The organism is Maribacter arcticus (assembly GCF_900167935.1).
GTDB lineage: Bacteria > Bacteroidota > Bacteroidia > Flavobacteriales > Flavobacteriaceae > Maribacter > Maribacter arcticus.
The window spans coordinates 242714-266178 of the sequence record NZ_FUYL01000005.1 but is presented as its reverse complement, the minus strand read 5'-3'; the positions used below and the strand labels follow the sequence as shown (position 1 = coordinate 266178).

At 35.6% G+C, this 23465-nt stretch carries 21 protein-coding genes and 1 tRNA gene; 8 read left to right on the top strand and 14 right to left on the bottom strand.

Annotation, left to right across the window (positions count from 1 at the left end; all coding sequences use genetic code 11):
• Nucleotides 1-477: 477 nt before the first annotated feature.
• The 7 genes from B5X55_RS09985 to rseP form a co-directional block, all read right to left on the bottom strand.
• A complete protein-coding gene (locus B5X55_RS09985; RefSeq protein ID WP_143814455.1) occupies nucleotides 478-1041 on the bottom strand; it encodes a BfmA/BtgA family mobilization protein in 564 nt (187 codons plus the stop codon).
• 396 nt (nucleotides 1042-1437) lie between these two features.
• The gene (locus B5X55_RS09980; protein ID WP_143814454.1) at nucleotides 1438-2082 is read right to left on the bottom strand and encodes a P-loop NTPase family protein; all 645 of its coding nucleotides are present in this window, start codon (nucleotides 2080-2082) and stop codon (nucleotides 1438-1440) included.
• A gap of 23 nt (nucleotides 2083-2105) precedes the next feature.
• On the bottom strand, nucleotides 2106-2558 hold the full coding sequence (locus tag B5X55_RS09975) for a helix-turn-helix domain-containing protein (protein WP_079512478.1): 453 nt from the start codon (nucleotides 2556-2558) through the stop codon (nucleotides 2106-2108).
• A 9-nt stretch (nucleotides 2559-2567) separates the two neighbouring features.
• Entirely contained in the window at nucleotides 2568-2879 is a 312-nt protein-coding gene (locus tag B5X55_RS18655; protein ID WP_143814453.1) for a DNA-binding protein, read from the bottom strand.
• Nucleotides 2880-3007: 128 nt separating this feature from the next.
• Entirely contained in the window at nucleotides 3008-3670 is a 663-nt protein-coding gene (locus tag B5X55_RS09970) for a hypothetical protein (RefSeq protein WP_143814452.1), read from the bottom strand.
• Between the two features lie 219 nt (nucleotides 3671-3889).
• Nucleotides 3890-3963 (bottom strand) — tRNA-Asn (locus B5X55_RS09965).
• A gap of 81 nt (nucleotides 3964-4044) precedes the next feature.
• The gene (gene rseP, locus B5X55_RS09960; protein ID WP_079512476.1) at nucleotides 4045-5394 is read right to left on the bottom strand and encodes an RIP metalloprotease RseP; all 1350 of its coding nucleotides are present in this window, start codon (nucleotides 5392-5394) and stop codon (nucleotides 4045-4047) included.
• 161 nt (nucleotides 5395-5555) lie between these two features.
• Between rseP and B5X55_RS09955 the strand changes: the two genes are divergently transcribed.
• The 4 genes from B5X55_RS09955 (at nucleotide 5556) to B5X55_RS09940 (ending at nucleotide 10612) form a co-directional block, all read left to right on the top strand.
• Nucleotides 5556-6230, top strand: coding sequence for an SCO family protein (locus tag B5X55_RS09955; protein WP_079512475.1), 675 nt, complete (start codon nucleotides 5556-5558; stop codon nucleotides 6228-6230).
• A gap of 114 nt (nucleotides 6231-6344) precedes the next feature.
• Entirely contained in the window at nucleotides 6345-6590 is a 246-nt protein-coding gene (locus B5X55_RS09950; RefSeq protein ID WP_079512474.1) for a FeoA family protein, read from the top strand.
• Nucleotides 6587-8785 carry a ferrous iron transport protein B gene (gene feoB / locus B5X55_RS09945; protein ID WP_079512473.1) on the top strand — a complete coding sequence of 733 codons (2199 nt, stop codon included), beginning with the start codon at nucleotides 6587-6589 and terminating at the stop codon, nucleotides 8783-8785. The genes B5X55_RS09950 and feoB overlap by 4 nt, the downstream gene beginning before the upstream one ends.
• Before the next feature lie 288 nt (nucleotides 8786-9073).
• Nucleotides 9074-10612, top strand: coding sequence for a carboxypeptidase-like regulatory domain-containing protein (locus B5X55_RS09940; RefSeq protein ID WP_079512472.1), 1539 nt, complete (start codon nucleotides 9074-9076; stop codon nucleotides 10610-10612).
• Nucleotides 10613-10614: 2 nt separating this feature from the next.
• Here B5X55_RS09940 and B5X55_RS09935 read toward each other — a convergent pair whose 3' ends face one another.
• Entirely contained in the window at nucleotides 10615-11001 is a 387-nt protein-coding gene (locus tag B5X55_RS09935) for a DUF423 domain-containing protein (RefSeq protein WP_079512471.1), read from the bottom strand.
• 72 nt (nucleotides 11002-11073) lie between these two features.
• Between B5X55_RS09935 and B5X55_RS09930 the strand changes: the two genes are divergently transcribed.
• A complete protein-coding gene (locus B5X55_RS09930; RefSeq protein ID WP_079512470.1) occupies nucleotides 11074-11481 on the top strand; it encodes a TonB-dependent receptor plug domain-containing protein in 408 nt (135 codons plus the stop codon).
• Here the strand turns inward: B5X55_RS09930 and B5X55_RS09925 are convergent.
• The 4 genes from B5X55_RS09925 to B5X55_RS09910 all read right to left on the bottom strand — a co-directional run bounded on the left by B5X55_RS09925 (nucleotide 11475) and on the right by B5X55_RS09910 (nucleotide 14062).
• Entirely contained in the window at nucleotides 11475-11897 is a 423-nt protein-coding gene (locus tag B5X55_RS09925; RefSeq protein WP_079512469.1) for a DUF2141 domain-containing protein, read from the bottom strand. The two genes, B5X55_RS09930 and B5X55_RS09925, sit on opposite strands and share 7 nt — an antisense overlap.
• 89 nt (nucleotides 11898-11986) lie before the next feature.
• Nucleotides 11987-12427, bottom strand: a complete 441-nt coding sequence (locus B5X55_RS09920; RefSeq protein WP_079512468.1) for a hypothetical protein — start codon at nucleotides 12425-12427, stop codon at nucleotides 11987-11989.
• 122 nt (nucleotides 12428-12549) lie between these two features.
• Nucleotides 12550-13371 (bottom strand): ZIP family metal transporter, encoded by an 822-nt coding sequence (locus B5X55_RS09915; RefSeq protein ID WP_079512467.1) that lies wholly within the window; start codon nucleotides 13369-13371, stop codon nucleotides 12550-12552.
• 28 nt (nucleotides 13372-13399) lie between these two features.
• Entirely contained in the window at nucleotides 13400-14062 is a 663-nt protein-coding gene (locus B5X55_RS09910; RefSeq protein ID WP_079512466.1) for a metal-dependent transcriptional regulator, read from the bottom strand.
• A gap of 77 nt (nucleotides 14063-14139) precedes the next feature.
• On the opposite strand from B5X55_RS09910, the gene B5X55_RS09905 reads away from it, so the two are divergent.
• Nucleotides 14140-16416, top strand: a complete 2277-nt coding sequence (locus B5X55_RS09905; RefSeq protein ID WP_079512465.1) for a TonB-dependent receptor — start codon at nucleotides 14140-14142, stop codon at nucleotides 16414-16416.
• A gap of 74 nt (nucleotides 16417-16490) precedes the next feature.
• Complete coding sequence (locus B5X55_RS09900; RefSeq protein WP_079512464.1) at nucleotides 16491-17633, top strand: lycopene cyclase family protein; 1143 nt, start codon at nucleotides 16491-16493, stop codon at nucleotides 17631-17633.
• On the opposite strand, the gene B5X55_RS09895 is transcribed toward B5X55_RS09900, so the two are convergent.
• Both B5X55_RS09895 and B5X55_RS09890 read right to left on the bottom strand, forming a co-directional pair.
• Entirely contained in the window at nucleotides 17630-18604 is a 975-nt protein-coding gene (locus B5X55_RS09895) for a polyprenyl synthetase family protein (protein WP_079512463.1), read from the bottom strand. The two genes, B5X55_RS09900 and B5X55_RS09895, sit on opposite strands and share 4 nt — an antisense overlap.
• Nucleotides 18605-18752: 148 nt before the next feature.
• On the bottom strand, nucleotides 18753-19769 hold the full coding sequence (locus tag B5X55_RS09890) for a GntR family transcriptional regulator (protein WP_079512462.1): 1017 nt from the start codon (nucleotides 19767-19769) through the stop codon (nucleotides 18753-18755).
• A gap of 467 nt (nucleotides 19770-20236) precedes the next feature.
• On the opposite strand from B5X55_RS09890, the gene B5X55_RS09885 reads away from it, so the two are divergent.
• Entirely contained in the window at nucleotides 20237-23464 is a 3228-nt protein-coding gene (locus B5X55_RS09885) for a SusC/RagA family TonB-linked outer membrane protein (RefSeq protein ID WP_079512461.1), read from the top strand.
• The last annotated feature ends 1 nt before the right edge of the window (nucleotide 23465 follow it).

The following is a 23465-nucleotide window of genomic DNA, read 5'->3' as shown; positions in this document are numbered from 1 at the left end:
AGGATTAACTCGAGTGTAATATCCTCTAGTCCCAATTGGCGGGCAAATGGTAATGATGCCCTTTACGCCTGCGAAACCAATGCTTTCGAAATTCATATAGGTTTTAGTATAGTTCACTGTATAATTATTATTTCATAGAACGCATAGCGTTAACTTAAACCATCTTTTCCTCGTGTTAAAATATATTTTAGAATACAATTTAATTGAAATCTAAAACGAACGTTTTTCGGAATTACATTTTACTGCTTAAAGTTCAATTAAGCCTATTAAGGCTTAATTGAACTATTCGTGTTTAATCCCACCTTTATTTAGACTTTCAATTAGCATCCTAATTTTCACATTAAGCTAAATCCCCCAAATCTTACCATAACTTGACCGCGCAAGGATCCTGTGCGGTTTTTGTAGTGTTCCGGTAGATAAACGTAAAGCAAAAACCGCATAGGGCGCATCTTACTTTTACTTGAATCGTGGTAGTATCTATTTTGGATTCAACTGTTGTCGGATGTACTTTAGTTCAGCTTCATCCAGTTCCATTTTTAAATAAGGTTTTCCGAAGGTCGGTTCAATTTTGGTAATACTATCAAGGACCTTTTTAAAGGTTCGACTGTCCTTGCCCCTCGCCTTTATAATCTCATGGTGTTTTTCAAACGAAACTTTCCCCTCTTCCATATTCCATTCTTCTCTGGTCATTTTGACGGATGCCCTATCGACCAGCAAGGGTTGTTCCGGTCTCTTATGCAGTGCAGTGCCATCGAACAGACTTTTGAGCATGTCGTGTGTCGGCCGTAACTGTTCTCGCTCCATGGTGCGAAGCATTTCTTCCAGATAATCAAAGCGGCCAATCATATAGTTCTGGAACTTTATAAAACCAATCATCACTTCGCTCTTTGGGGATATCCTCGTCCTTTCGAAGAAATCGATCATGGCATCCATGGTCTCCGAATGTGACCTTGTCACCGTCTTCGAATAGTCCCGGAAACGCTGGGCCGTTATCCTATTGAGGCTTATTGCCGAGAAAGTGCTTTTTCTTGTATTTTCCATAGTCGTTACAGTAAATAAGTATCAGGTTTATGGGCTTTCCTACGGTTTATGTTGGGATTTGACGCAATACCGAAATCCTTAATAATTTATCATTGTTGCCAACGTATTGATTTTTAATTGTTTAGCCCTATTGATTCGATGTCAAGAAAAACAGTTTACTGTAAATTATTTCAATGTTACTGGGGCTACCGCTCCATTTGTTGCAAATTAGACCATAGAACAAAAAGGAATAATTTTTAAACACCTGAATTTCAATTGTTTAAATATCATAACATCGCGCCAGCGTGTTATCCTCTTGCTATTCCTTTGTTCCGTTTCACTTCCCAACGGAATACCTCTTTAATTATTAATATTCTATTGATTTTTCCAAGCACTACTTTGGACTTGATTCGACTTTTATTTTCTTCTGCTCGGACCATCCAATTTCAACAGATTGAACATTTCAACGAAACGGTCCGCCAATTGTTTGCCGTAGCGCTCCTCAATTTGTTTTTGGCTCAAGTTAGTGGTGATATGGGTTTTGGTCCCCAGGTTCTCAAAGTTCCGGTAGCGGTTGAGCAGTATCCTTACGAACACATCCTCCTTTCCATATTGGTAAATGTTGTTTCCCGCTGTCTCCGAGCCAAGGTCATCGAACAAGAAGGTGCCTTTGGAATAATCCCGTATCACATCTTCTTTGTTCTTTTCCATATTGAACCTATCCACTACCTCTTGTGCGGAAATGGATGGGAACCACAGCTCCTTGACCCCATAATGTTTGGCCAAGTTTTGAATGATCCTGAAACTTGTGGTCTTTCCGGTGCCATAGGACCCGAAGACCAATAGCCCTTTCTTGAGCGAAATGTTCTCCATCATTTCAAATGCGGTTTCCCTGTTCCAGTACCTGCAGAAATGCCCAAGAAAATTTTTGTTATCGATGTCCACCCCAAAGTCAAGGTCGTTTTCCGCATAGAATTTCTGTGCGGCCTTGAAAAAGACCTTTTTGAAAAGCTCCGGTGAACATAGCGGCGTAACCGGTTCTTTTTTTCTTTTCAACGGCATGGATAACCTTTTTTTCATCATCCCTATTCCAGTATTGGACTTCTATTTCCTATTTTTCCTTTTAAGGAAGTAATTGATTTTATGTCTTGTTTTGTTCCTTGTTTTATATACTGGACATTTTTGTCGTGGCTGCCACGATAGCTTTGTCCATGCTGCCTAGACACTTTTGTCTTAGCAGGCTCGCCCTTTCGAAAGCTGAACTCCAAGGTGCTTTTTAGGAACCGCCTTCTTCCGTCAAAGGATACTTCGGCTATCCAACCTACCGTCTTCAGTTCGGTAATATACCTGGAGACCTGCCGTTCGGATATCTTTAGAAAAGTGGCTATGTACTTGTTGGACATATAGCATTCCTTGCCGTGCTCGGTAAAACTATGTATCTCCAGAAAAAGGATCTTGGCGTACCAGTTCACCTCTTGGTTCAAGTAGATGCGTTTCGGAATCCATATCCCTTGAAAGTTTCTGTCGGTGGCCTTCATAGGGTAGTATTAGGAATTGTTCCGTTGGTGCTTTTTAAGATGGTCGTTGACCCTTCCCTCTATCTCGTCCTCTGTATAGGAAGGGTTTTGGAGCAGCCATTGTTCTATTTTCTCCCTTTCGAAGAAAAGCGAACCGTTGGTCGGCTTGGAGAACGGTATCAAACGTGCCGATGTAAGCTTATAGATCTTGGAAAGGCTCCAACCCGTATACATCTGTAGGTTGGTCACGTTGAACACCTTTTTCTTGACCAGGGTGGCCTCGTCAAGGTGGTCTATCTTATCAAGTAGTAATCGTACAAGGGAGGAGTTCTGTTTGTTCATAATGCTTTCGTGTTAGTTTTAACTTGTATTCCATGGTAGGTACATGGAACTATTTGAAAGCAATTTGATGGTAATCCTCAACGAAATCAAGTAAAGGAAGGCCCTCCTCCCCTTTCCTTTGGTTTCATTTACATTTTATTTACTACCGTGGACAGGAACTGGTTCTCTACATCGATTCTGAGGTCCATTCGTCGTTTCGGGTTGCAGTTCTTCCAGCTCGAATGGGACTTCTGTAGCTGCTTTACCGTCCATTCGGTATCCTTTGACATGAAGATTGTTTTGATATAGGTACAGAGCCTTAGAAGGTTCTCCCCATAGTAGCCTTCCAGGTTCTCCTCGGAGATATGGTTCAGGAACTCGAAGAACAACCTAAAGTTGGGCAGTTTCCTATCCGTAATCGGTAGCCAAACAATTTTGTCGCTCGGTACCTTGCCCTCTGCGAAACGCTTGAAATCGGTCTCGCTGGTCCTGAGGTAATTCTTGAACAGGTTCGAGCTCGTATAATCCATCGAATGCACTAGTTGCGAAAAACGGATGGGCGGAGCTATCGACTCGGTGCCGACAGGCCTCGTTTTGGTTTGAACCAGATATGGACTTTTGTAATCCAGGAATTGTGAAACATAGATTTTGGTGAAAATCAAGAATAGTATGGTGAAGATAGCGGTCATGACTATACCGAAATAGCTGAAGAAAGGTTCTTCTGAGGCCGATATAAATGGCCAAAGCTGCCAAAGTATCAGTAAGTAAGTTCCGACCACGAAAAAAAGAACGGCCCAATGCGGTACTTTCATATTTTTCCATTGCTTGCCCGTTCGCTGTAGATCGAAAACTATTTTGTCGATGCTTCGGAAAAGCAAAATAATCGTATTTTTAAAGGAAGATTTCATAACTGCACGAAAGCCGTCCATGAAGATAGGAAGATATATGCAAACTAAATGTGTTTCACCATTGTTTCACCCTAGGCAAAAAAGAAAGGCTCCGCATTTCTGCGAAGCCTTTGCTGCTAGTAGCTCCCCCTCTTGGGCTCGAACCAAGGACCCTCTGATTAACAGTCAGATGCTCTAACCAACTGAGCTAAGGAGGAAAATAACCCGTTTTAGTTTCCTAAAGCGGGTGCAAATATAGTAGTTTTTTGAAACTCGCCAAATAAATAAATGCTGTTTTTTTATTTAAATAACCATTTGTATACATCGTTACCATTTGCGAACAGTAAAAGTGCTATTAAAATAAAGAATCCGGTGATTTGTGCATACTCTAAAAACTTATCACTTGGCTTTCTACCAGTCACCATTTCATATAACAAAAACATTACATGCCCACCATCTAAAGCAGGAATAGGTAATATGTTCATAAACGCTAAAATAATAGATATAAAGGCTGTTGTAGCCCAAAATGCAGGCCAGTTCCAAGTATCAGGAAACATACCACCAATAGCAGCAAAACCCCCAACCTCTTTATACGCGCCTGTATCTGGGTTGAATATCTTCTTCATACCCTTAATGTAATCGGTAAGGGTTTTAACCCCTTTATTCCATCCAGCAGGTATAGACTCTAAAAAAGTATAGTCCGTTGTTTTTATTTTTAAATATCCTTGTTCCTCTGCATCAGTTGTTGTCAAACCAATCATCAGTCCGAATTTTGCATCTTCTGATATTTTAGCTTTTAATGGTATTTCTGTTCCTTTACGATTTACAATAACGTCAATAGTTAATCCTTTTTTAGATTCAAGAATTGGAAATACTTGATCTTGATAAGCAACCTGAGTTCCTGAAATACTAGTAAGCACATCGCCAGGTTCAAAACCAGAAGCTACATTTTGCGACTCTGCTGGTATTTGACTAATTACGAAAGGTAATCTTGGTTTAATAAATTGAGCTTGATCTCTATTTTCTGATATCGTTTCAATAAAATCTACTGGTACCTCTTTATCTATATTACTACCATCTCTTTCAATAGTGAATTTTTCACCATAAACCAGTTCGTATGGTATTGTTTGAAGATTCTCTACCTCTTTACCATCAATTGCAACAAATCGGTCTCCTGTTTTAACACCTAACGCATCTCCTAAGGTTGTATCTGTTACCCAGACACCATCTTTTAGACCATCATTTGAAATATATTGCTCTCCGTAAGTAAACGCTAAACCAATAAAAATTATAACGGCAAGAACGAAATTGACAGTAACACCACCTAACATGATAATTAAACGTTGCCAAGCTGGCTTGCTTCGAAATTCCCACTCCTTTGGTTCTTCAGCCATGGCTTCTTTATCCATGCTTTCATCGATCATACCCGATATCTTCACATAACCACCTAAAGGCAACCAACCGATACCATATTCTGTATCTCCTATTTTTTTCTTGAAAAGCGCAAATTTCACATCAAAAAACAAATAGAATTTTTCAACTCTTGTTTTAAAATATTTTGCGGGTATAAAATGACCTAACTCATGTAAAACTATTAGTATAGAAAGGCTTAAAAAAAATTGTATCGTCTTTATAATTATGGGGCTCATTCTTTTTTCCTGAAAATTAAAATCGGACAAAAGTACATTTTTACATCCGCTTAAAAAAAGAAACACGTTAAGGTCGAGATATTTTAAGAATAATTTATCAGCTTAAGCCTCTAATTCATTTGAAAGCTAATGTACCCTAACGTACCTTTACAAAAAAAAGCATGCGGTCTTTTTTCGCTAAATTCAAGTTTTTTGGTTTGGTACTCTTATTAATTTCAGGAGTTATCGTGTATCTTTTTTACAATGCCTTGGTTCCAAGAAAATTACTTCCTGTTTATTCGCCAGCCATGGTAAATTCAGAATTGGTGCCGGAAGAAATACAACATATTAGAAAGTACCATACCATAGCAGATTTTTCGTTGACTAACCAAAACGGAGACATTATTACTCAAGAAGATTACAAGGATAAAATTTATATAGCCGATTTCTTTTTCACTACTTGCCCCACCATCTGCCCAATTATGACCAAAAACATGGCAGATATACAACAAGAGATTATTAATGATGATGACGTGCTACTTTTATCTCATTCGGTAACCCCAGAAATAGATTCGGTAGCTCAGTTAAAGAAATATGCTCTTGAAAAAGGTGTGGATGATACTAAATGGAATTTACTTACCGGTGATAAAAAACAAATTTATGACCTTGCACGTAAGTCTTATTTGGCTGTTAAGACCGATGGTGATGGTGGACCTTTCGATATGATACATACCGAAAATTTCATCCTTGTCGATAAACAAAAGCGAATACGTGGTTTTTACGACGGCACCAATAAAGAAGATATAAAACAACTTTTGACCGACCTTAATATCCTAAGGGCATCCTATCAAGAATAAATCGAATACTACAAACATAAGGCATAGAAAGTCCGCTTTTTTTAAGAGGATATTAATCCCTAATTAAAATATTTCCTTTACTTTTGCCTTACTTATAATGAATCTAAATAAAGATTGGAAACTACCGTTGCAGACTTAAGAAGAGGCCAAAAGGGAATTATTAAAGAATTCACCGAAGATTTTTTGCCTATAAAATTACTTGAACTAGGTTGTTTGCCTGGTAATTTAGTAGAACTTGTACAAGTAGCACCATTAAAAGATCCTATATATATTAATGTAAATGGATCTCATATTGCCATTAGAAGAGAAATGGCACTTCATATAGCGCTTGAAATCATTGAAGACAATGCGGTCGTATGAGCAAACAAATTAATGTAGCCTTAATAGGGAATCCTAACACAGGTAAAACATCTGTTTTTAATCAGTTAACCGGTCTCAATCAAAAGGTTGGTAATTATCCTGGTATTACGGTTGAGAAAAAAGAAGGTATTTGCAAATTACCAAGAGGTGTTAAAGCACACATATTAGATTTACCTGGCACCTATAGTTTAAATACCACCTCATTAGATGAAAGTGTAGCTGTAGAACTTCTCTTAAATAAAAATGACAAAGACCACCCAGACGTTGCCGTTGTCATTTCTGATGTAGAGAATCTAAAGAGAAACCTTCTGCTTTTTACACAAATAAAAGATTTAAAAATACCTGCCATTTTAGTCATCAATATGGCCGACCGTATGTCACGCAAAGGCATTACGATAGATATAGATTTATTAGAAAAGAAATTAAATTGCAAAATAGCTTTAGTCAGTACCCGAAAAGAAACAGGTATTGAAAAGCTTAGGGAGTTAATTGCAGATTACAAGAATCTTTCTAAGGTACAAAACGTAGATACCTCTGTAATTGCCCCAGAATATTTTGAGAAACTTCGAGAGACATTTCCTAAAGAGGATGTTTACAAATTATGGTTAGTCATCACACAAGATGTCAATTTCATGCCTTTAGAAAAGAAGTTATTTAAAGACGCCTCCTCTTTTGCAACCAAATCGAAATCTGAACTTAAGCGGCTTCAACAAAAAGAGACCATTTTAAGATACCAGTTTATTAATGGAATTTTAAAAGAGACCTATAAGGTCGATGTTAATGCTGCCAAAGGCTTTAGGGCAACTTTAGATAAAGTATTGACCCATAAAGTATTTGGATACGTCATATTCTTATTAATTCTATTGACTATTTTCCAAGCCATTTATGGATGGAGTGAATACCCTATGGATTTGATTGATGGTTTCTTTGCCTCTGCCACAGAATGGGTAAAAGATACATTACCACCAGGAGTTTTCACCAACCTTATCGCAGAAGGTATTTTAGCGGGTATTGGTGGTATCGTTATATTCATTCCACAGATAGCTTTCTTATTCCTTTTTATAGCATTACTTGAAGAGACGGGCTATATGAGTAGGGTGGTTTTTTTAATGGATAGAATAATGCGTCCTTTTGGTTTAAGCGGTAAAAGTGTTGTGCCTTTAATTTCTGGTACTGCCTGCGCAATACCCGCGGTAATGGCTACGAGAACAATAGAAAACTGGAAAGAAAGGCTTATTACCATATTGGTTGTTCCTTTTACAACGTGCTCTGCCAGACTACCTGTTTATTTGATTATTATCGCATTGGTCATTCCTGAAGGTAGCCTACTAGGTTTAAGCTACAAAGCGATGACCCTTATGCTTTTGTACCTATTAGGTTTTGGGGCTTCCATTTTTTCGGCGCTTATCTTAAATAAGATATTAAAAATTAAGAGTAAATCGTTTTTTGTAGTTGAAATGCCCAATTACAAATTACCCTTATTAAAAAATGTTGGTTATACAGTTCTTGAAAAGACTAAAAGCTTTGTTTTTGGAGCAGGTAAAATTATTCTTGCCATCTCAATTATTCTTTGGTTTCTAGGTTCTAACGGATTTTCTGATGAATTTAAAAATGCAGAAACAATTGTAACCAATAGGGTTAAAGAACAAGGTTTTAGCAGCCATAGTGAATTTTATTTTGAAAACAACCAAGACGGATTAAATACTAGTTTAGAAATAGATGCAGATTCTGCAGCAATGCAACAGAAAGAACTTGAAGAGCGCGCCTTAAGCCAAGAGATTGCAAGCTATAAACTAGAACATTCTTACATGGGCTATATGGGTAAAGCAATAGAACCTATTGTAAGACCATTGGGTTATGATTGGAAAATAGGCATTGCAGTACTTACTTCTTTTGCCGCAAGGGAAGTTTTTGTAGGCACCCTTGCAACAATTTACAGCGTAGGTAATGATGAGGAAGAAACTATTAAAAACAGAATGGCTGCAGAAGTTAACCCAATAACTAAAAAACCGCTTTTTAATTTGGCTTCTGGTATTTCACTTCTTTTATTCTATGCTTTTGCCATGCAATGTATGAGTACTTTGGCTGTAGTAAAAAGAGAGACAAATTCTTGGAAATGGCCAGCAGGGCAACTAGTTTTTATGAGTCTTTTTGCGTATATTGTTGCTTTTATTGCATATCAATTATTAAAATAAAATGGACACTTTACAACACATATTAGTTTACATAACACTAGCAATATCCGTGGGTTATATAGTTGCCAAATTTTTTCTTCCTAAATCAATTTGGTCAAGCAAAAAGTCAAGCTCAAAAGCATGTGGGCAAGATGATTGTGGCTGCCATTAAATATGATTTATTTTTCATTATACATTCAACAAGTTTTAAGTTTTAGTTAAATAAATTCTAAAACACTCCTAACGGTTTCTAAAACTGTAACGTTTCTTACATTGGTTCGTCTAGATTGCATTGCAATAATTGAACCTATGAATACAAAAAAACTACTCTTTGCCTTTTTTACTATTTTAATCGCCAACATTTTTACTGCTAATGCCCAGAGTTTAAGTGCATTTGTAATAGATAGTGTAAGCCAACAACCCATACCCTACGCTACCGTTCAATTAAAAGAAAAAGGAGTAATTACTAATGAAGAAGGAAACTTCAATTTTATATTAAACGAAACTATTACAGAAGCTGACTCCTTAATTATTTCTTCAATGGGTTATGAAACCCTTGCCAAACCGATTTCAGAATTCAACACCAATAGAATTTTACTTAAACCAAAAGCTATTGAGCTTAAAGAGGTTATTGTATCTAACAAGAATTATACGGCCGATGAAATAATGAATTTGGTAGAGGACAACCTTGAAAAAAATTATAGCAATGACCTCACTAAAAAAAGACTTTTTCATAGAGAGTCTAGTTTTAATCGTTGGACACAAAGCAATTTTAAAGTCAAAAAATCTTCAATTGACGTTTTAAACCAGCAATTTATAGATAGTGTAATATCGAGTGTCCCCAAAAATGATAGCTATTATTCTGAAATAGTAGGTGACCTGTATGGCAATTATGATACTGAAGTACAAAAGCTAGATTTATTAAAAGCATCAAAACTATTCGACAAAGACACCGAGATAGATTATGAAAAGTTAGAAGAAAAATTCAATGAAATTCTTAAAGACAATGTAAAGCCAGGGTCATATTTTAAGATTAAGTCTGGACTATTGTCATTCAAAATAGATACTGATGAAGTTAACCAGCTATTTGAAGAAGATATGGACTCTACAGATGTTGCAGCAGTTAATAAAGAGCTTGAAGAAAAAAAGAAAAATAAGGAAGAGGAACAAAAAAATTATGGTAAATGGAGAAGGAATAATTTAGCCCGTATTTTAGGTACACTACCTACACAAGAAGATTCAGATTTAAACTTTATATCGAAATCTAGAAAATATGATTTCACATTACAAGAATTTACTTATTTGGGAAATGATGCTGTATATGTTATCTCATTTCAACCAAGTGGTTCTGCCGATTATGGAGGCACATTGTATGTAAATGCAGATGATTTTGCCTTACTTCAAGTAGATTATACAAATATGAAGCCTGTTAAAAAATTCAATTTATTAGGAATTTCAGCTAACAAGTATCTTTCAAAAGGAAAAATAATTTACAATAAAGGCGCCAATGGATTTTATGGTCTACGATACTTAGAATCTGAAACAGGTGAACGATTCGGCATTAGAAGACCTCTAAAAATAATTGAAAAGAACAAAGTAGTTAAAGGCAGAAATAAACAAAACGAACTATCTGGTGATATGGACTTTGTTTTTAATAACGTAGTAAAAAATGAAATAATCATTTTTGAATCGGAAAGTATTAGTCAGGCTACTTTTGATTCTTTCACAGAAAATAATGCCGTATCACCCACGTATATGCCCAAATATGACCCTGAATTCTGGAAAGGATATGCTATTATGGAACCAAATACCGCTATAAAAGAATTTACCTCTACATCTTCACAATAAACTTAGATGAAATTTTTAATGAAGTGATAAAGTAATAATCCCCAACCTATCACGAGAAAGAGTCCGCCCAGTGGAGTAATTGGACCAAGAATTTTGAGTTTCTTACCTTTAGCTGCGCTAATACACAATCCGTAAATACTAAAAGAAAAAAGAAAAGTTCCTAAAATAAAACAGAACATCATATTCTTCTCTAAAGAGCTTTCAAGGTTAAAATTAAAGCTTAACATCAAAATTACTAAAGCGTGGTACATTTGATATTTAACCCCTGTTTCAAAACTATTTAACTGATCAACGGTAAATAATTTTTTTAGTAAATGGGCGCCAAAAGCACCAAATACTACCGCCAACAAACCTAACAACGCCCCTATCAACTGTGATACTAAAACCATTCTGTTTTTATCTCAAAGATACTGTCATTGCCTTTTAAATTCATACATTAACACATACAATATACTACAAATATGAAAAAGTTAGTATCGGTTTTATTAATAGCAGCAATTGTTATTTTAGGTAGTTGTGGTACATTAAAAAAGTCAAATGCCAGTTCGAATTCCACATCATTAAATGATGAATTAAAAGATAGAAATAGAGCGAACATATCTTTATTACAACGTATAACTCAAATGCGTGGCGTTGTACTTCATAATAATTTACCTGTCATAAATAAAACGGCTAATTCATTTGCATCAGCAGGAAATCAAGAACCTTTATACGTTCTAAACAATCAAGTAATTGGCAATTCTTTTCATTCCATCAACGAGATTATTGAAAATTACAATGTGAAAAAAATCACCATTTTAACAGGTGCAGATGCTGCCAGTTATGGTTCTCAAGGATCGAACGGAGTAATAAAAATAGTAAGTTACTGAAGGCTAATTTTCATTTCCATATTAGAATTCAAAGTAAATACGCACTCTTCAAATTTTGGCGGACCGAACATTTTCATTTTACCTTTCGAAAAGGCAATTTGTTCTTTAGGAATGCCGAGTATATTCGTATCTAAATTTTTATTACCATTTGCATCGTGGAAAATTGCAATAGCGTAGTCACCATCTGGCAAATCGGTTATTTGAAAAGCGGTACTCCCTTTTACAGCTTTACCTGAGCCAGATTTGAATACTTTATCAAACTTTAAAAAAGAACTTTCATTGGTATAAATAGCGAAACAAATATTTCCTTCTTCTGAAGTTATACCATCAATATTCAAACTAAGACTATGCTGTGCATTAATCATATTTGAAATCACTACAAAAAGGAAGAGTAATAAGAAATTCTTATGTATCATACTTTAAAAATTCAATTTTATAAGTAATTCCAATTTTGATGCCATAGTCTCTCTATCTGCTAAAAAACTTAAACCTAAGAATTAATCAATTAATTGGGTATTCGAAGAGTATTCATTTTGGCGGTTAAATCATCTAAAAGATTAATAGTTTCTACCGAATCCTTCAGGTTGAAATATAAATAAACCGAATCTTCGTATACCAATTTTACTTTCTGCTGGCTGATGTTATCGACAAATACATGAACTTTTTTATTTGTTAGCGAATCTTTAAATTCCCTAAAAACCCCTTTCTCTTTTTCAAGTGCCGAAAAACCATTTAAACGCTCCATCGGAGGCATTCTGTCGATCAACAAAACGCTATCTAAGTCACTATATGGAATTTCAACATGATAAAAACCTGACCTCAACTTTAGACTTTCATTATCAGAACTAATCCAGTTTTTAAAATGCAATATTAAAATTACAGCACAGAGAATTACAGTTACTATTAACATAACTGACCAAACCCAATGATTCTTAGTCAAGCGCATATATTCTTAAACGTATATTGTTATAATCTCTAATTGCTTAAACGGTAAAAGTGCTATTAAATTACTGTGGCAGTGAAAAACACTTTTGACGGTTTATTGCGTGTAATTGTATTCTACAAATTCTAACTTAAACCTACGTCTAAAGTCATCATAATAATAAAACCACCGATGAAACCCATTGTCGCAATATCTGTGTATTTATCTTGCTGTGTTTCAGGTATTACCTCTTCAACCACAACAAAAATCATGGCTCCTGCCGCAAATGAAAGAGCGTAAGGCAAAATAGGCTGAAAGGTCATTACGGCCCAAGCACCTAATACAGCTGCTATTGGTTCTACTAATGCAGATGCTTGACCAAACATAAAGCTTTTGGTTCTACTAAGTCCGTGTCTTCTTAAAGGCATGGCAACGGCGAAACCTTCAGGAAAGTTCTGTAAACCGATACCAAGTGCAAGTGCGACCGCACCACCTATAGTGGCGCCATCAAAACCCGCTGCTACTCCTCCAAAAAGTACACCAACGGCCAATCCTTCCGGAATGTTATGAAGGGTTATAGCTAAGGTAAGCAAGGTTGTTCTATGCCAAGGCGTCTTTACTCCTTCCGCTTCACTTTCCTTAAAATTTATGTGCAAATGCGGTAGTATTTTATCCAAGCCGAAAATGAATGCAGCCCCAAGTAGAAAACCAACAGCAGCCGGAATTACTTTTACAAACCCCTCACCAGGACTCATTTCAATACCTGGCGCCAACAGGCTCCAAAAACTGGCAGCCACCATAACACCCCCGGTGAAACCAAGCATACCATCTAAAACTGCACGATTTAGGGTTTTAAACAAAAACACCAATGCAGCACCAGCAGCAGTTAGCCCCCAAGTAAATAACGTAGCATAAAATGCAGCTAAAACTGGGTCTATAGATTCGAAATATCTGATTATTTGTTCCATAAAATGAAAATCTTACTGGTTAAAATTTTTACTCCTCATCTACAATCTCTAAAAATAAATTTGATGCTATCTGTTCTGAAATTCGAATAGAGCCAGCTCTTGTTGAAATGGTAACAGAACCATCGAATTCTTCTCTATCCAAAATTTTAAATGTATCGCCTAAAGCAATATTATTCTTATCCAAAAACTTTAAAAAAGTAACAGAAGAATCATTTACACCAACACATACACCTTCACTTAAAATAGGTAATTCACTAATTAATTTTTTCACAGACTTAGTGAAAAATCCTTCTTTATTTGGTATCGGATCACCATGTGGGTCTACCTTCGGAAATCCTAAATGAGCATCTAATTTATCAATTAAAGCATCACTCTTTATATGTTCTAATTGCTCTGCCACCTCATGAACCTCATCCCAAGAAAAATTAAGCTTATCCACCAAAAAAACTTCCCAAAGGCGATGCTTACGTATAATGGAAAGTGCCACGAGTCTACCTTTTTCAGAAAGTGATACCCCTTGGTACTTCTTATATTTTACTAATGACTTCTCTGATAATTTTTTTACCATATCGGTCACAGACGATGGCTTCGTCTTCATTTGTTCTGCAATAGCATTGGTAGCCACTGATTTACTATCTATTTGACTTAGATGATAAATCGCTTTTATATAATCTTCTTCTGATAAGGTCATTTCAAAATAATATAATAACAAAAATACATTTTTATACGTAAAAACAATTTTTTAGCTTTGTCTAAATTTATTTTTAGATGTTTAGAATTATTATTTTAGTGGCTTCTATTGTAACTTTTTCGAGTACTTACTCACAAGAAGTAACCCTTTCTGGTTCTGTAACATCTGAAAACTCACCTGCCCCGTTCGTAAATATTTATTTAAAGAACACTGAATTAGGCACTTCATCTAATGAAAATGGAGGGTTTGAATTAAAAAATATTCCTCCTGGAAAATATACACTTATAGCTTCTACCATAGGCTATATACCCTTTAGCCAATCAATTGTTGTAAAAAAAGAACAGGAACAGTTCATAAATATCGACCTAAAACCTTCGATTGAATCTTTAGACGAAATGGTAGTCACCGGAACTATGAAACCTGTAAGCAGGCTTGAAAGTCCCGTACCAGTTGAGGTATACAAGCCCTCATTTTTCAAAAAAAACCCAACAGCAAGTATTTTCGAAGCGCTACAGAATGTAAATGGTGTACGACCACAAATTAATTGTAGTGTTTGCAACACTGGTGATATTCATATAAATGGTCTTGAAGGGCCATATACTCTTGTATTGATAGACGGCATGCCCATTGTTAGCGGACTCGGAACTGTTTACGGGTTATCTGGCATACCAAATTCTCTCATCGAACAAATTGAAATTGTAAAAGGGCCTGCTTCTACTCTTTATGGCAGTGAAGCTGTTGGTGGATTAATAAATATCATTACCAAAAACAACCTTACCGCACCAATTTTTTCTGGAGATAGCTTTATAACTGATTGGGGAGAATACAATCTTGATGTGGGAACCAAAGTAAACGTAAGTAAAAAAATAAGTCTTTTGTTAGGTATCAATTATTTTAAATATGATAACCCGATTGATAATAATGGAGACAATTTCACAGATCTTACTTTACAAGACCGAATATCCATATTTCAAAAATGGAACTTCACTAGAAAAAAATCACGGATACTCTCATTGGCCGGTCGCTTTTTTTATGAAGATAGATGGGGAGGAGAATTACAATGGACCCCCGAATTTAGAGGTGGAGATGAAATTTATGGAGAAAGTATATATACCCGAAGATGGGAAGTTTTAGGCAAGTATCAACTCCCTTTTGAAGAACAATTGATGTTATCATTTTCATACAATGACCATAGTCAAAACTCTGTTTATGGCGATGTATCTTATTTAGCTAACCAGCGTATTGGTTTTACCCAACTCACCTGGGACAAATCTTTAGGCAAGCATAGCGTATTGGCAGGTTCTGCATTACGTTATAATTACTATGACGATAATACGCCAGCGACTTTAGATTTAAATGGCAATAAACCTGATGAAGTAATTATACCAAGTATTTTTCTACAAGATGAGATTGCCTTTAATAAAAAACACTCCTTATTATTAGGAGCTAGGTATGATTATGATAATAGACATGGTTCTATTTTTACACCAAGAGGAGCCTATAGGTTCAAATTTACAGATACCGATATACTACGATTAAATGCAGGCACAGGTTTTAGGGTTGTAAATTTATTTACAGAAGAACATGCCGCCCTTACCGGTTCACGTGAAGTGATTATTACAGAAGAGTTGAAACCAGAGCGTTCTTTCAACGTAAATCTTAATTATTTAAAAAAAATATATGGAGATAACGGCACTTTCGTAACCCTCGATGCATCAATGTTTTACACCAATTTTCAAAATATTATAATCCCCGATTATGATACTAATCCAAATCAAATCATTTATGATAATTTAGATGGCAAATCTATTTCTAAGGGGGTAAGTGCCAATGTAGATATCGTTTTTCCTAGTAGTTTCAAAATAATGTTTGGCGCAACATTGCAAGACGTAAGTAATACCGAAAAAGGTATTACCAAAAGACAAATTCTTACTGAAAGCTATTCGGCAAATTGGGGATTAAGTTATACCATTAGACCTTGGGATTTAACTTTTGATTACACCGGAAACTTCTATGGACCTATGCGATTACCGACATTAGGCGACCTTGACCCAAGAAGAGATTTCTCACCTACTTGGAGTATACAAAATATACAATTCACGTATAATGGAATAAAAGATTTTGAACTTTATGCCGGAGTGAAGAACTTATTAAACTGGACTCCCAATAATGGTAATCCGTTTATAATAGCACGTGCCAACGACCCTTTTGATAAGGAAGTAACTTTTGACGCCAATGGAAACGCAGTTGCCACAACCAACAATCCGAACGCGCTAACCTTTGACCCCACTTATGTTTATGGCCCTAATCAAGGCATCAGGTCTTTTCTTGGGTTACGATATACCTTAAACTAAAGCAAAAAGACAAAACCTATTTTGTATTTTTGAATATATAGGGCAGCCTATTCTTACTGCATCTGTAAAAGTCAATGAATAACTACGATTACATTATAATTGGTGCCGGTGCATCTGGCCTTTTGCTTGCTGATGCTATGGGTAGTGATTCCTTTTTTGCGCAAAAAAAGATTTTAATCTTAGATAAAGACTCTAAAAAAACCAATGACCGCACTTGGTGTTATTGGGAAAAAGGCAATGGCCAGTTCGATGAAATCGTTCATAAGCAATGGGGAGAACTTCATTTCGAAGGTTCACAAATTTCAAAAAGAAACGAAATAGCACCTTACTCCTATAAAATGATAAAGGGTATTGATTTCTACAACTACTATTTACATAGAATTGAGGGTTATGAAAACATTACTTTTAAACAAGAAGAAGTAGTTGAATTACATGAAACAAGTAACGAGGTAACCGTTGACACCTTAAATAATAGTTACGTTGCAGACTATATATTTACAAGCCTTTTTGATTATAAAATGGCTATCCAGCAAAAGAAGTATCCTGTTTTACAACAGCATTTTGTTGGTTGGGAGATAAAAACAAAACATCCTATATTCAATGCTTCCGAAGTTACCTATATGGATTTCTCGATACCTCAAAAAGGGAATACTCGTTTTATGTATGTTTTACCATATTCAAATAATACTGCACTAATTGAGTATACTCTATTTTCAGAAAAATTACTACCAAAACAAGAGTATGAAGAGGCCATAAAAAACTATATATGGGATAGGTATAAATGTGAAGATTATACAATCACAGATAAAGAGTCTGGCAGTATACCTATGACTGCTTATGATTTTAGAGAACATCATTCAGATAGAATACGATATATTGGAACTGCTGGGGGCTGGGCTAAACCCAGCACAGGCTATACCTTAATGAGTACAGCGAATAAAGTACCCCAGCTAGTTCATCATATTAAAAATGGAAAGCCATTAAAAAAATTAAAACTAAAAAATAAATTTTGGTTTTACGACCTTCTATTTCTTGATGTATTACACCACGATAATGCAATTGGTTATCAGGTATTTGAATCACTTTTTAAATCATTGAGCCCTCAAATGGTTTTCAAGTTTTTAGATGAGAAAACCAATTTATGGGAAGATATCATCTATATAAATTCCTGCCCTAAAACTCCTTTTATAAAAGCCTTTTTTAAACGATTGTTTTAAACCGTTCTATTCATTAAATTCTCACCGAACTGCTGCAACAAGTCTTTTTTATCTTGCTCCAATTCAATGTCATTTAGTACTTCAAAAGCCTTTGTAGTGTAATCAGAAATTGCAACCCGTGTAGCCTCGTCTGCTTTGGATCTTTCAAAAATAGAGCGAACAGCGTTTACTTTCGTTTCTGACTCTTTAGGTTGTATAGAGTATAAATGTTCAAGCTCTTTAGTCATCATTTCTGAACCCGAACTCATAGCCTTTAGATAAAGAAAGGTTTTCTTATTTTCAATAATATCACCACCAACTTGTTTACCAAAAGTTTTTGGGTCTCCGAAAACATCTAAATAGTCATCTTGTAACTGAAACGCAATACCTAAGTTTAGGCCGAAAGCATACATTTGTTCTTGTGATTTTTCAGATGCGCCAGCAACGATAGCCCCCATTTTTAAAGCTGCCGCAACTAAAACAGCAGTTTTATACTCAATCATTTTTAAGTATTCTGGCAACATAACATCGTCTCGAGTTTCAAAATCGACATCATATTGTTGTCCTTCACAAACCTCTAAAGCTGTTTTGCTGAAAAGTTGCGCCAACTGTCTAAAAATTAAGGGTTCATAATTTTCAAATAGTTGGTATGCCATAATCAACATGGCATCTCCAGATAAAATACCAGTATTAATATCCCATTTTTCATGTACAGTTATTTCACCACGACGAACAGGGGCATCATCCATAATATCATCATGTACCAATGAAAAATTATGAAACACTTCTACTGCCAACGCCGCATCCAATGCTTTTTTATAATCTGTATTGAAAATTTCGGCTGTTAGTAGAACCAATACAGGCCTAAGTCTTTTTCCTCCTAAACCTAAAATATAGGTGATTGGTTCATACAGGTTTCTCGGTTCTTTGGTAAGCTTTTTAGAGTTTAAATAATTGATAAACTCTTCTCGATATTCATTTATAGAATGCATTCTCGCAATTTTTATCAAAAATAGAATAAATATGTTTTGCAATAAGCCCTTTTAATCATTGAAGGTTCGATTCTTGAAGGCATATGTTATAGAAAAGATTAAAGTTTAACTATCTGAGGTTTTAAATAAAAAATAAGCCATAATTCATCTACAGAGAATTTCGCTTTATCAACTTTGAGGGCATAATAACTTGAGTGGTGTCTTCATTCTTTAAATGTTTGGCTGCCATTTTAGCCATCTCTTTAAAATCAGTAGAAATCGTTGTAATTCCACCAAATACTATCTCTTTGGCAACATTGTCATTCTGAGAAAGGATTCCAATATCTTCTCCAATTTTATATTTTTTCCGAACGCAATCTCTTAAAATATGCCACAAAATAGTATCTCCTAAAATAAAATAAAGAGTACCCTTTTTAGCTGTGTCTAATGAATAATTATTTTTTACTGTTCCATGAATTTCATAATCTTTCAGAAATCTCTCGAACGCTACTCGAATTGAAATTGGAGAGTAATCACTTTCTTCATTAAAATATAAAATAAGGTTTTTGTATTTTTTAATTTCTGGAAGTAATTGCACTAGCGATGTATAAATAACTTCTTCGAATTCTTGAGAAATATAAGAATATGATTCCCCTAGGTCTAAATACCTATCTACCAACAATATTTTTTTAGGCTCAATACTTTGTAATAACGGCACAACCTTTTGGTTTTGAATAGGAGCAATTACATACATACCGTACTTACCTTTAATATTCGTAAGTATGGTTTCAAAAATGGTTAAATTATTATGATGAAAAAAAACATCGATTTGAAATCGTTTACCCATCTCTTTCCTAAAGGTTTTGTAAAATTCTTCCTGATAACTTTGGAAAGCGAATAAAAGCAAGGCCATTCTTTTGGTAATATTCGTTTCTTGGCTTATAACAAAATAGCCTTTGAGTTGCCTAGACTCAATTAAACCTCTATTCTTAAGCTCTTCGTAAGCCTTAAATATTGTTTTTCTAGCATAGCCAATTTCTTCAACCATGTTATTAATTGAAGGCAATTGATCCCCAATAGAAAGGGTGCCGTCTTCAATTGACTCTATAACCCCTTGCACCAATTGTTCGTGCTTTGAAAGATTATTGTTTTGGGTTAAACTTAAAATTCTTTTAACAATAGGCATAGAATACAAATATAAACCGTCGAATATACAATTTAATCAAGGTTATCAAAATGTCGCGATTTATAGAAGAGTCTTACAAATAATTAATCCTAAAAAAATCATCCCACCAAAAAAAAATGTTAGCACGTAATAATCTTGAAAAAATTGTTATTGCTGTACGGGTGTTATTGGAATTAGACAACCTTTCAAGGTAATTTTTAGTTGGGCTCCTTTAGTCCTTAAATATTAAATTTTTATTAAAAAATACCAATTACAAATTTAAAAGCAAATATCAGATTATTATATTTTTATAACAATTTTGACAAATTCAAAATATTTTAAAGTTTAATTTATATAATTAACATTTTATTATATATTTGTTTGTAGTAGCATAGTGTATCATAGTCTCCGCATTTGAAGAATGCTTTCAATAGAATTACGATATCTATGATTACAAAATAACTAACAACCCATAAGAACCTATTTTTATGAATCAACTAATTAATTTTCCTAAGTTTTTCATGACTCGAAGTCATGCAATCTTAACGATGGTTTTCTTTTTTGGCGGGCTACTCTTAACGAGTTTGCACGCGCAAGAAGTAAAAGTATCGGGTACCGTAACATCAGCTGCGGACAACATGCCATTACCTGGCGTTTCTGTCATCGATGCAAAAAATCCTACAAGAGGGGTGCAAGCAGATTTTGACGGAAATTTTACGATTACGCTAGAAGACGGTAATACCAGTTTGCGCTTTAGCTATATTGGTTTTAAGTCTGCTGTAGTTCCAGTTAACAATCAAAGCACTATTAATGTTTCTCTAGAAGAAGATGTAGCAAATCTAGAAGAAGTAGTTGTGGTTGGGTATGGTACTCAAAAGAAGGCAACAGTTACCGGTGCGGTTACAGCGGTTCAAGGACCAGTTCTTGAAAGCTCACCCGCAATTAGTGTCTCTAACTCCCTTGCTGGTAGATTACCAGGTGTAGTTATTATCCAAACAAGTGGAGAACCCGGTAATGACCAATCTACTATTAGTATTCGTGGTACCAATACATTAGGTAACAATCAACCATTGATTGTTATTGATGGTATTCCTGATAGAGATGGTGGTATTAGCCGTATTAATTCAAATGACATTGCAAATATCTCAGTTTTGAAAGATGCTTCTGCTGCTATTTATGGCGCTAGAGCAGCAAACGGCGCCATTATTGTCACAACAAAAACCGGAAATGTCGGTAAAATGGAAGTGAAATATAACGCTGATTTTGGTCTTACTAGACCAACTAGGGTTCCTGAAATGGCTAGTGCAGTTGAGTATCAGACTATCATGAATGAATTGGCTATTTATAATAGTAATATTCCTGCCGGACAATGGGGTGCAGCAAATAGTGCATTTCAAAATACTGGCAGCTACACTATTCCAGGAAGTAGCCCTGCAGAAACTGTAAACGCAGCGTTTAGCCCTGAGACTGTAAATAATCACAGAACTAATGCTGACCCATATTTATATCCTGACACAGACTGGTTCGGAGCTACGTTTCAAGATTGGGCAGAGCAACAACGGCATAATCTTTCTGTAAGTGGCGGAAGTGAAGACCTCAAATACTACGCATCACTTGGGTATTCAGATCAAGGTGCTATTTACAAAAATTCAGCAAACCGCTATCAACAATATAATTTTAGGATCAATACAGATGCCAAAATCAACGAATATCTATCCACTAAACTAAGTATGGGATATAGAAAAGAATATAGAAATTTTCCAACAGAAAGTGCTGGGGCTATTTTCAGGATGTTGATGAGAGGTAGACCCAATGAGCCAGCAGTTTGGCCAAATGGACTACCAGGACCAGATATTGAAAATGGACAACAGCCTGTAGTTATTACTACTAATGCAACTGGTTATGATAAACAACCAACCGATTTTTTACAATTTACAGGTTCTGTAGATATTAAAAACCCATGGGTTAAAGGCTTAACCTTAACCTTATTGGCTGGTGTAGATCAAAGCCAACAGCGCAGAAAATTATGGCAAACACCTTGGACACTTTATTCATTGGATCGTGCCAATTATATTGCAACCGGCAATCCGGTGTTGACTGGAGCCATTCGTTCTAATTTTACAGATGCAAGGTTAACGCAATCCTCGTCAAATGTTTTAAATACGAACCTAACGGCTTTATTGAATTATGATAAAACCATAGGTGATGATCATACCATTAATTTACTAGCGGGCGTAACCCGTGAAAATTTTCAAGGCGAATTTTTGTCGGCCTTTAGAAGAAATTACTTGTCCACTGCCGTTGATCAAATAGGTGTTGGTGGTGAAGATGGGCAGGTTACCAATGGTTTTGGCTATAATAGGACCCGCTTAGGATATTACGGTCGTGCACAATACAACTTCAAGGAAAAATATTTAGCTGAATTTATTTGGCGTTATGATGGATCCTACATCTTCCCAGGTAATGATCGTTTTGGTTTCTTCCCTGGTGTGCTTGCAGGATGGAACATCAATAAAGAAGATTGGTTCAATGTTGAATCTATAGACTACCTAAAACTACGTGCCTCTTATGGTCAAATGGGTAATGACCAAGTATTCTTTCAAGGTGCATTGCAGGAATATGCCTATTTATCCATTTATGATTTTGGCAGTTATCCTATTGATGGGTCGGTGCAAACCACCCTTACGGAACCCTTATTGGCGAACCCTAGTTTTACTTGGGAAAGAGCCAATAACTTTAACTTAGGCCTTGATGGTATAATCCTTGATGGAAAATTGAGCTTTACTTTCGAGTACTTTTTAAACAGACGTGATCAAATCTTGATTCAAAAGACAGGTTCTACACCAGGTTCTTCAGGTATATCAGATTTATTGCCTCCTGTTAATGCCGGTAAAGTAGATAATGAAGGGTTTGAATTTGCCTTAAATTATTATGGTGGTGATGCAGATGGCTTTAAATGGGATGTTGGTGTAAATGGTGGTTATGCTCAGAACAGTGTAGTCTTTTTAGATGAAATTCCTGGCGCACCAGATTATCAATTGCAAGAAGGCAGACCAATTGGTTCTTACTTAGTGTATGAGTCTGATGGTGTTTTTATCGATGAGGCGGCCGTTTCAAGTAATACATTAGACTATAGTGCTGTAAAACCACAATTAGAACCAGGAGACATGAAATTTAAGGATATTAATGGTGATGGCGCCATCAATGATTTGGACCAGGTTCGATTGGATAATAGTATTGTGCCAAACTTTAACTTTGGCGCAACCTTTAACGCCTCCTATAAGAATTTTGATTTATCAGTACTTTTACAAGGTGCTACAGGTGCAAAGCTACCGATCCTGACAGAGTCAGGTGATATAGGTAATTACCTTAAATATAGCTTTGATAATAGATGGAGTCCAGATAATCCAAGTAGTGTAAACCCAAGATTGGCAAGTAGGGGTGATACCTATTATAGTGGTGGTTCATACGGCAATAACACTTATAATTTATTTAGCAAGGATTATATCAGACTTAAAAACGTACAAATAGCATACAATTTCCCAAAAGCAATGATTAGCCAATTCGGATTATCTGCATTTAGAGTTTACATGAGTGGTCTCAATTTGGCGACTTGGGCAGCACAAGACATTTATGATCCTGAATCAACGAGTAATAGTGGGCAGTTTTATCCACAGCAGACCATTATTAACACAGGTTTTAGTTTAACATTTTAAA

Excerpts from the sequence above, each read along its gene's own strand:
- B5X55_RS09985 (WP_143814455.1), bottom strand. The coding sequence starts at position 1,041 with ATGGAAAATACAAGAAAAAGCACTTTCTCGGCAATAAGCCTCAATAGG.
- B5X55_RS09980 (WP_143814454.1), bottom strand. The coding sequence starts at position 2,082 with ATGCCGTTGAAAAGAAAAAAAGAACCGGTTACGCCGCTATGTTCACCG.
- B5X55_RS09975 (WP_079512478.1), bottom strand. The coding sequence starts at position 2,558 with ATGAAGGCCACCGACAGAAACTTTCAAGGGATATGGATTCCGAAACGC.
- B5X55_RS18655 (WP_143814453.1), bottom strand. The coding sequence starts at position 2,879 with ATGAACAAACAGAACTCCTCCCTTGTACGATTACTACTTGATAAGATA.
- B5X55_RS09970 (WP_143814452.1), bottom strand. The coding sequence starts at position 3,670 with ATGAAAGTACCGCATTGGGCCGTTCTTTTTTTCGTGGTCGGAACTTAC.
- rseP (WP_079512476.1), bottom strand. The coding sequence starts at position 5,394 with ATGAGCCCCATAATTATAAAGACGATACAATTTTTTTTAAGCCTTTCT.
- B5X55_RS09955 (WP_079512475.1), top strand. The coding sequence starts at position 5,556 with ATGCGGTCTTTTTTCGCTAAATTCAAGTTTTTTGGTTTGGTACTCTTA.
- feoB (WP_079512473.1), top strand. The coding sequence starts at position 6,587 with ATGAGCAAACAAATTAATGTAGCCTTAATAGGGAATCCTAACACAGGT.
- B5X55_RS09940 (WP_079512472.1), top strand. The coding sequence starts at position 9,074 with ATGAATACAAAAAAACTACTCTTTGCCTTTTTTACTATTTTAATCGCC.
- B5X55_RS09935 (WP_079512471.1), bottom strand. The coding sequence starts at position 11,001 with ATGGTTTTAGTATCACAGTTGATAGGGGCGTTGTTAGGTTTGTTGGCG.
- B5X55_RS09930 (WP_079512470.1), top strand. The coding sequence starts at position 11,074 with ATGAAAAAGTTAGTATCGGTTTTATTAATAGCAGCAATTGTTATTTTA.
- B5X55_RS09925 (WP_079512469.1), bottom strand. The coding sequence starts at position 11,897 with ATGATACATAAGAATTTCTTATTACTCTTCCTTTTTGTAGTGATTTCA.
- B5X55_RS09920 (WP_079512468.1), bottom strand. The coding sequence starts at position 12,427 with ATGCGCTTGACTAAGAATCATTGGGTTTGGTCAGTTATGTTAATAGTA.
- B5X55_RS09915 (WP_079512467.1), bottom strand. The coding sequence starts at position 13,371 with ATGGAACAAATAATCAGATATTTCGAATCTATAGACCCAGTTTTAGCT.
- B5X55_RS09910 (WP_079512466.1), bottom strand. The coding sequence starts at position 14,062 with ATGACCTTATCAGAAGAAGATTATATAAAAGCGATTTATCATCTAAGT.
- B5X55_RS09905 (WP_079512465.1), top strand. The coding sequence starts at position 14,140 with ATGTTTAGAATTATTATTTTAGTGGCTTCTATTGTAACTTTTTCGAGT.
- B5X55_RS09900 (WP_079512464.1), top strand. The coding sequence starts at position 16,491 with ATGAATAACTACGATTACATTATAATTGGTGCCGGTGCATCTGGCCTT.
- B5X55_RS09895 (WP_079512463.1), bottom strand. The coding sequence starts at position 18,604 with ATGCATTCTATAAATGAATATCGAGAAGAGTTTATCAATTATTTAAAC.
- B5X55_RS09890 (WP_079512462.1), bottom strand. The coding sequence starts at position 19,769 with ATGCCTATTGTTAAAAGAATTTTAAGTTTAACCCAAAACAATAATCTT.
- B5X55_RS09885 (WP_079512461.1), top strand. The coding sequence starts at position 20,237 with ATGAATCAACTAATTAATTTTCCTAAGTTTTTCATGACTCGAAGTCAT.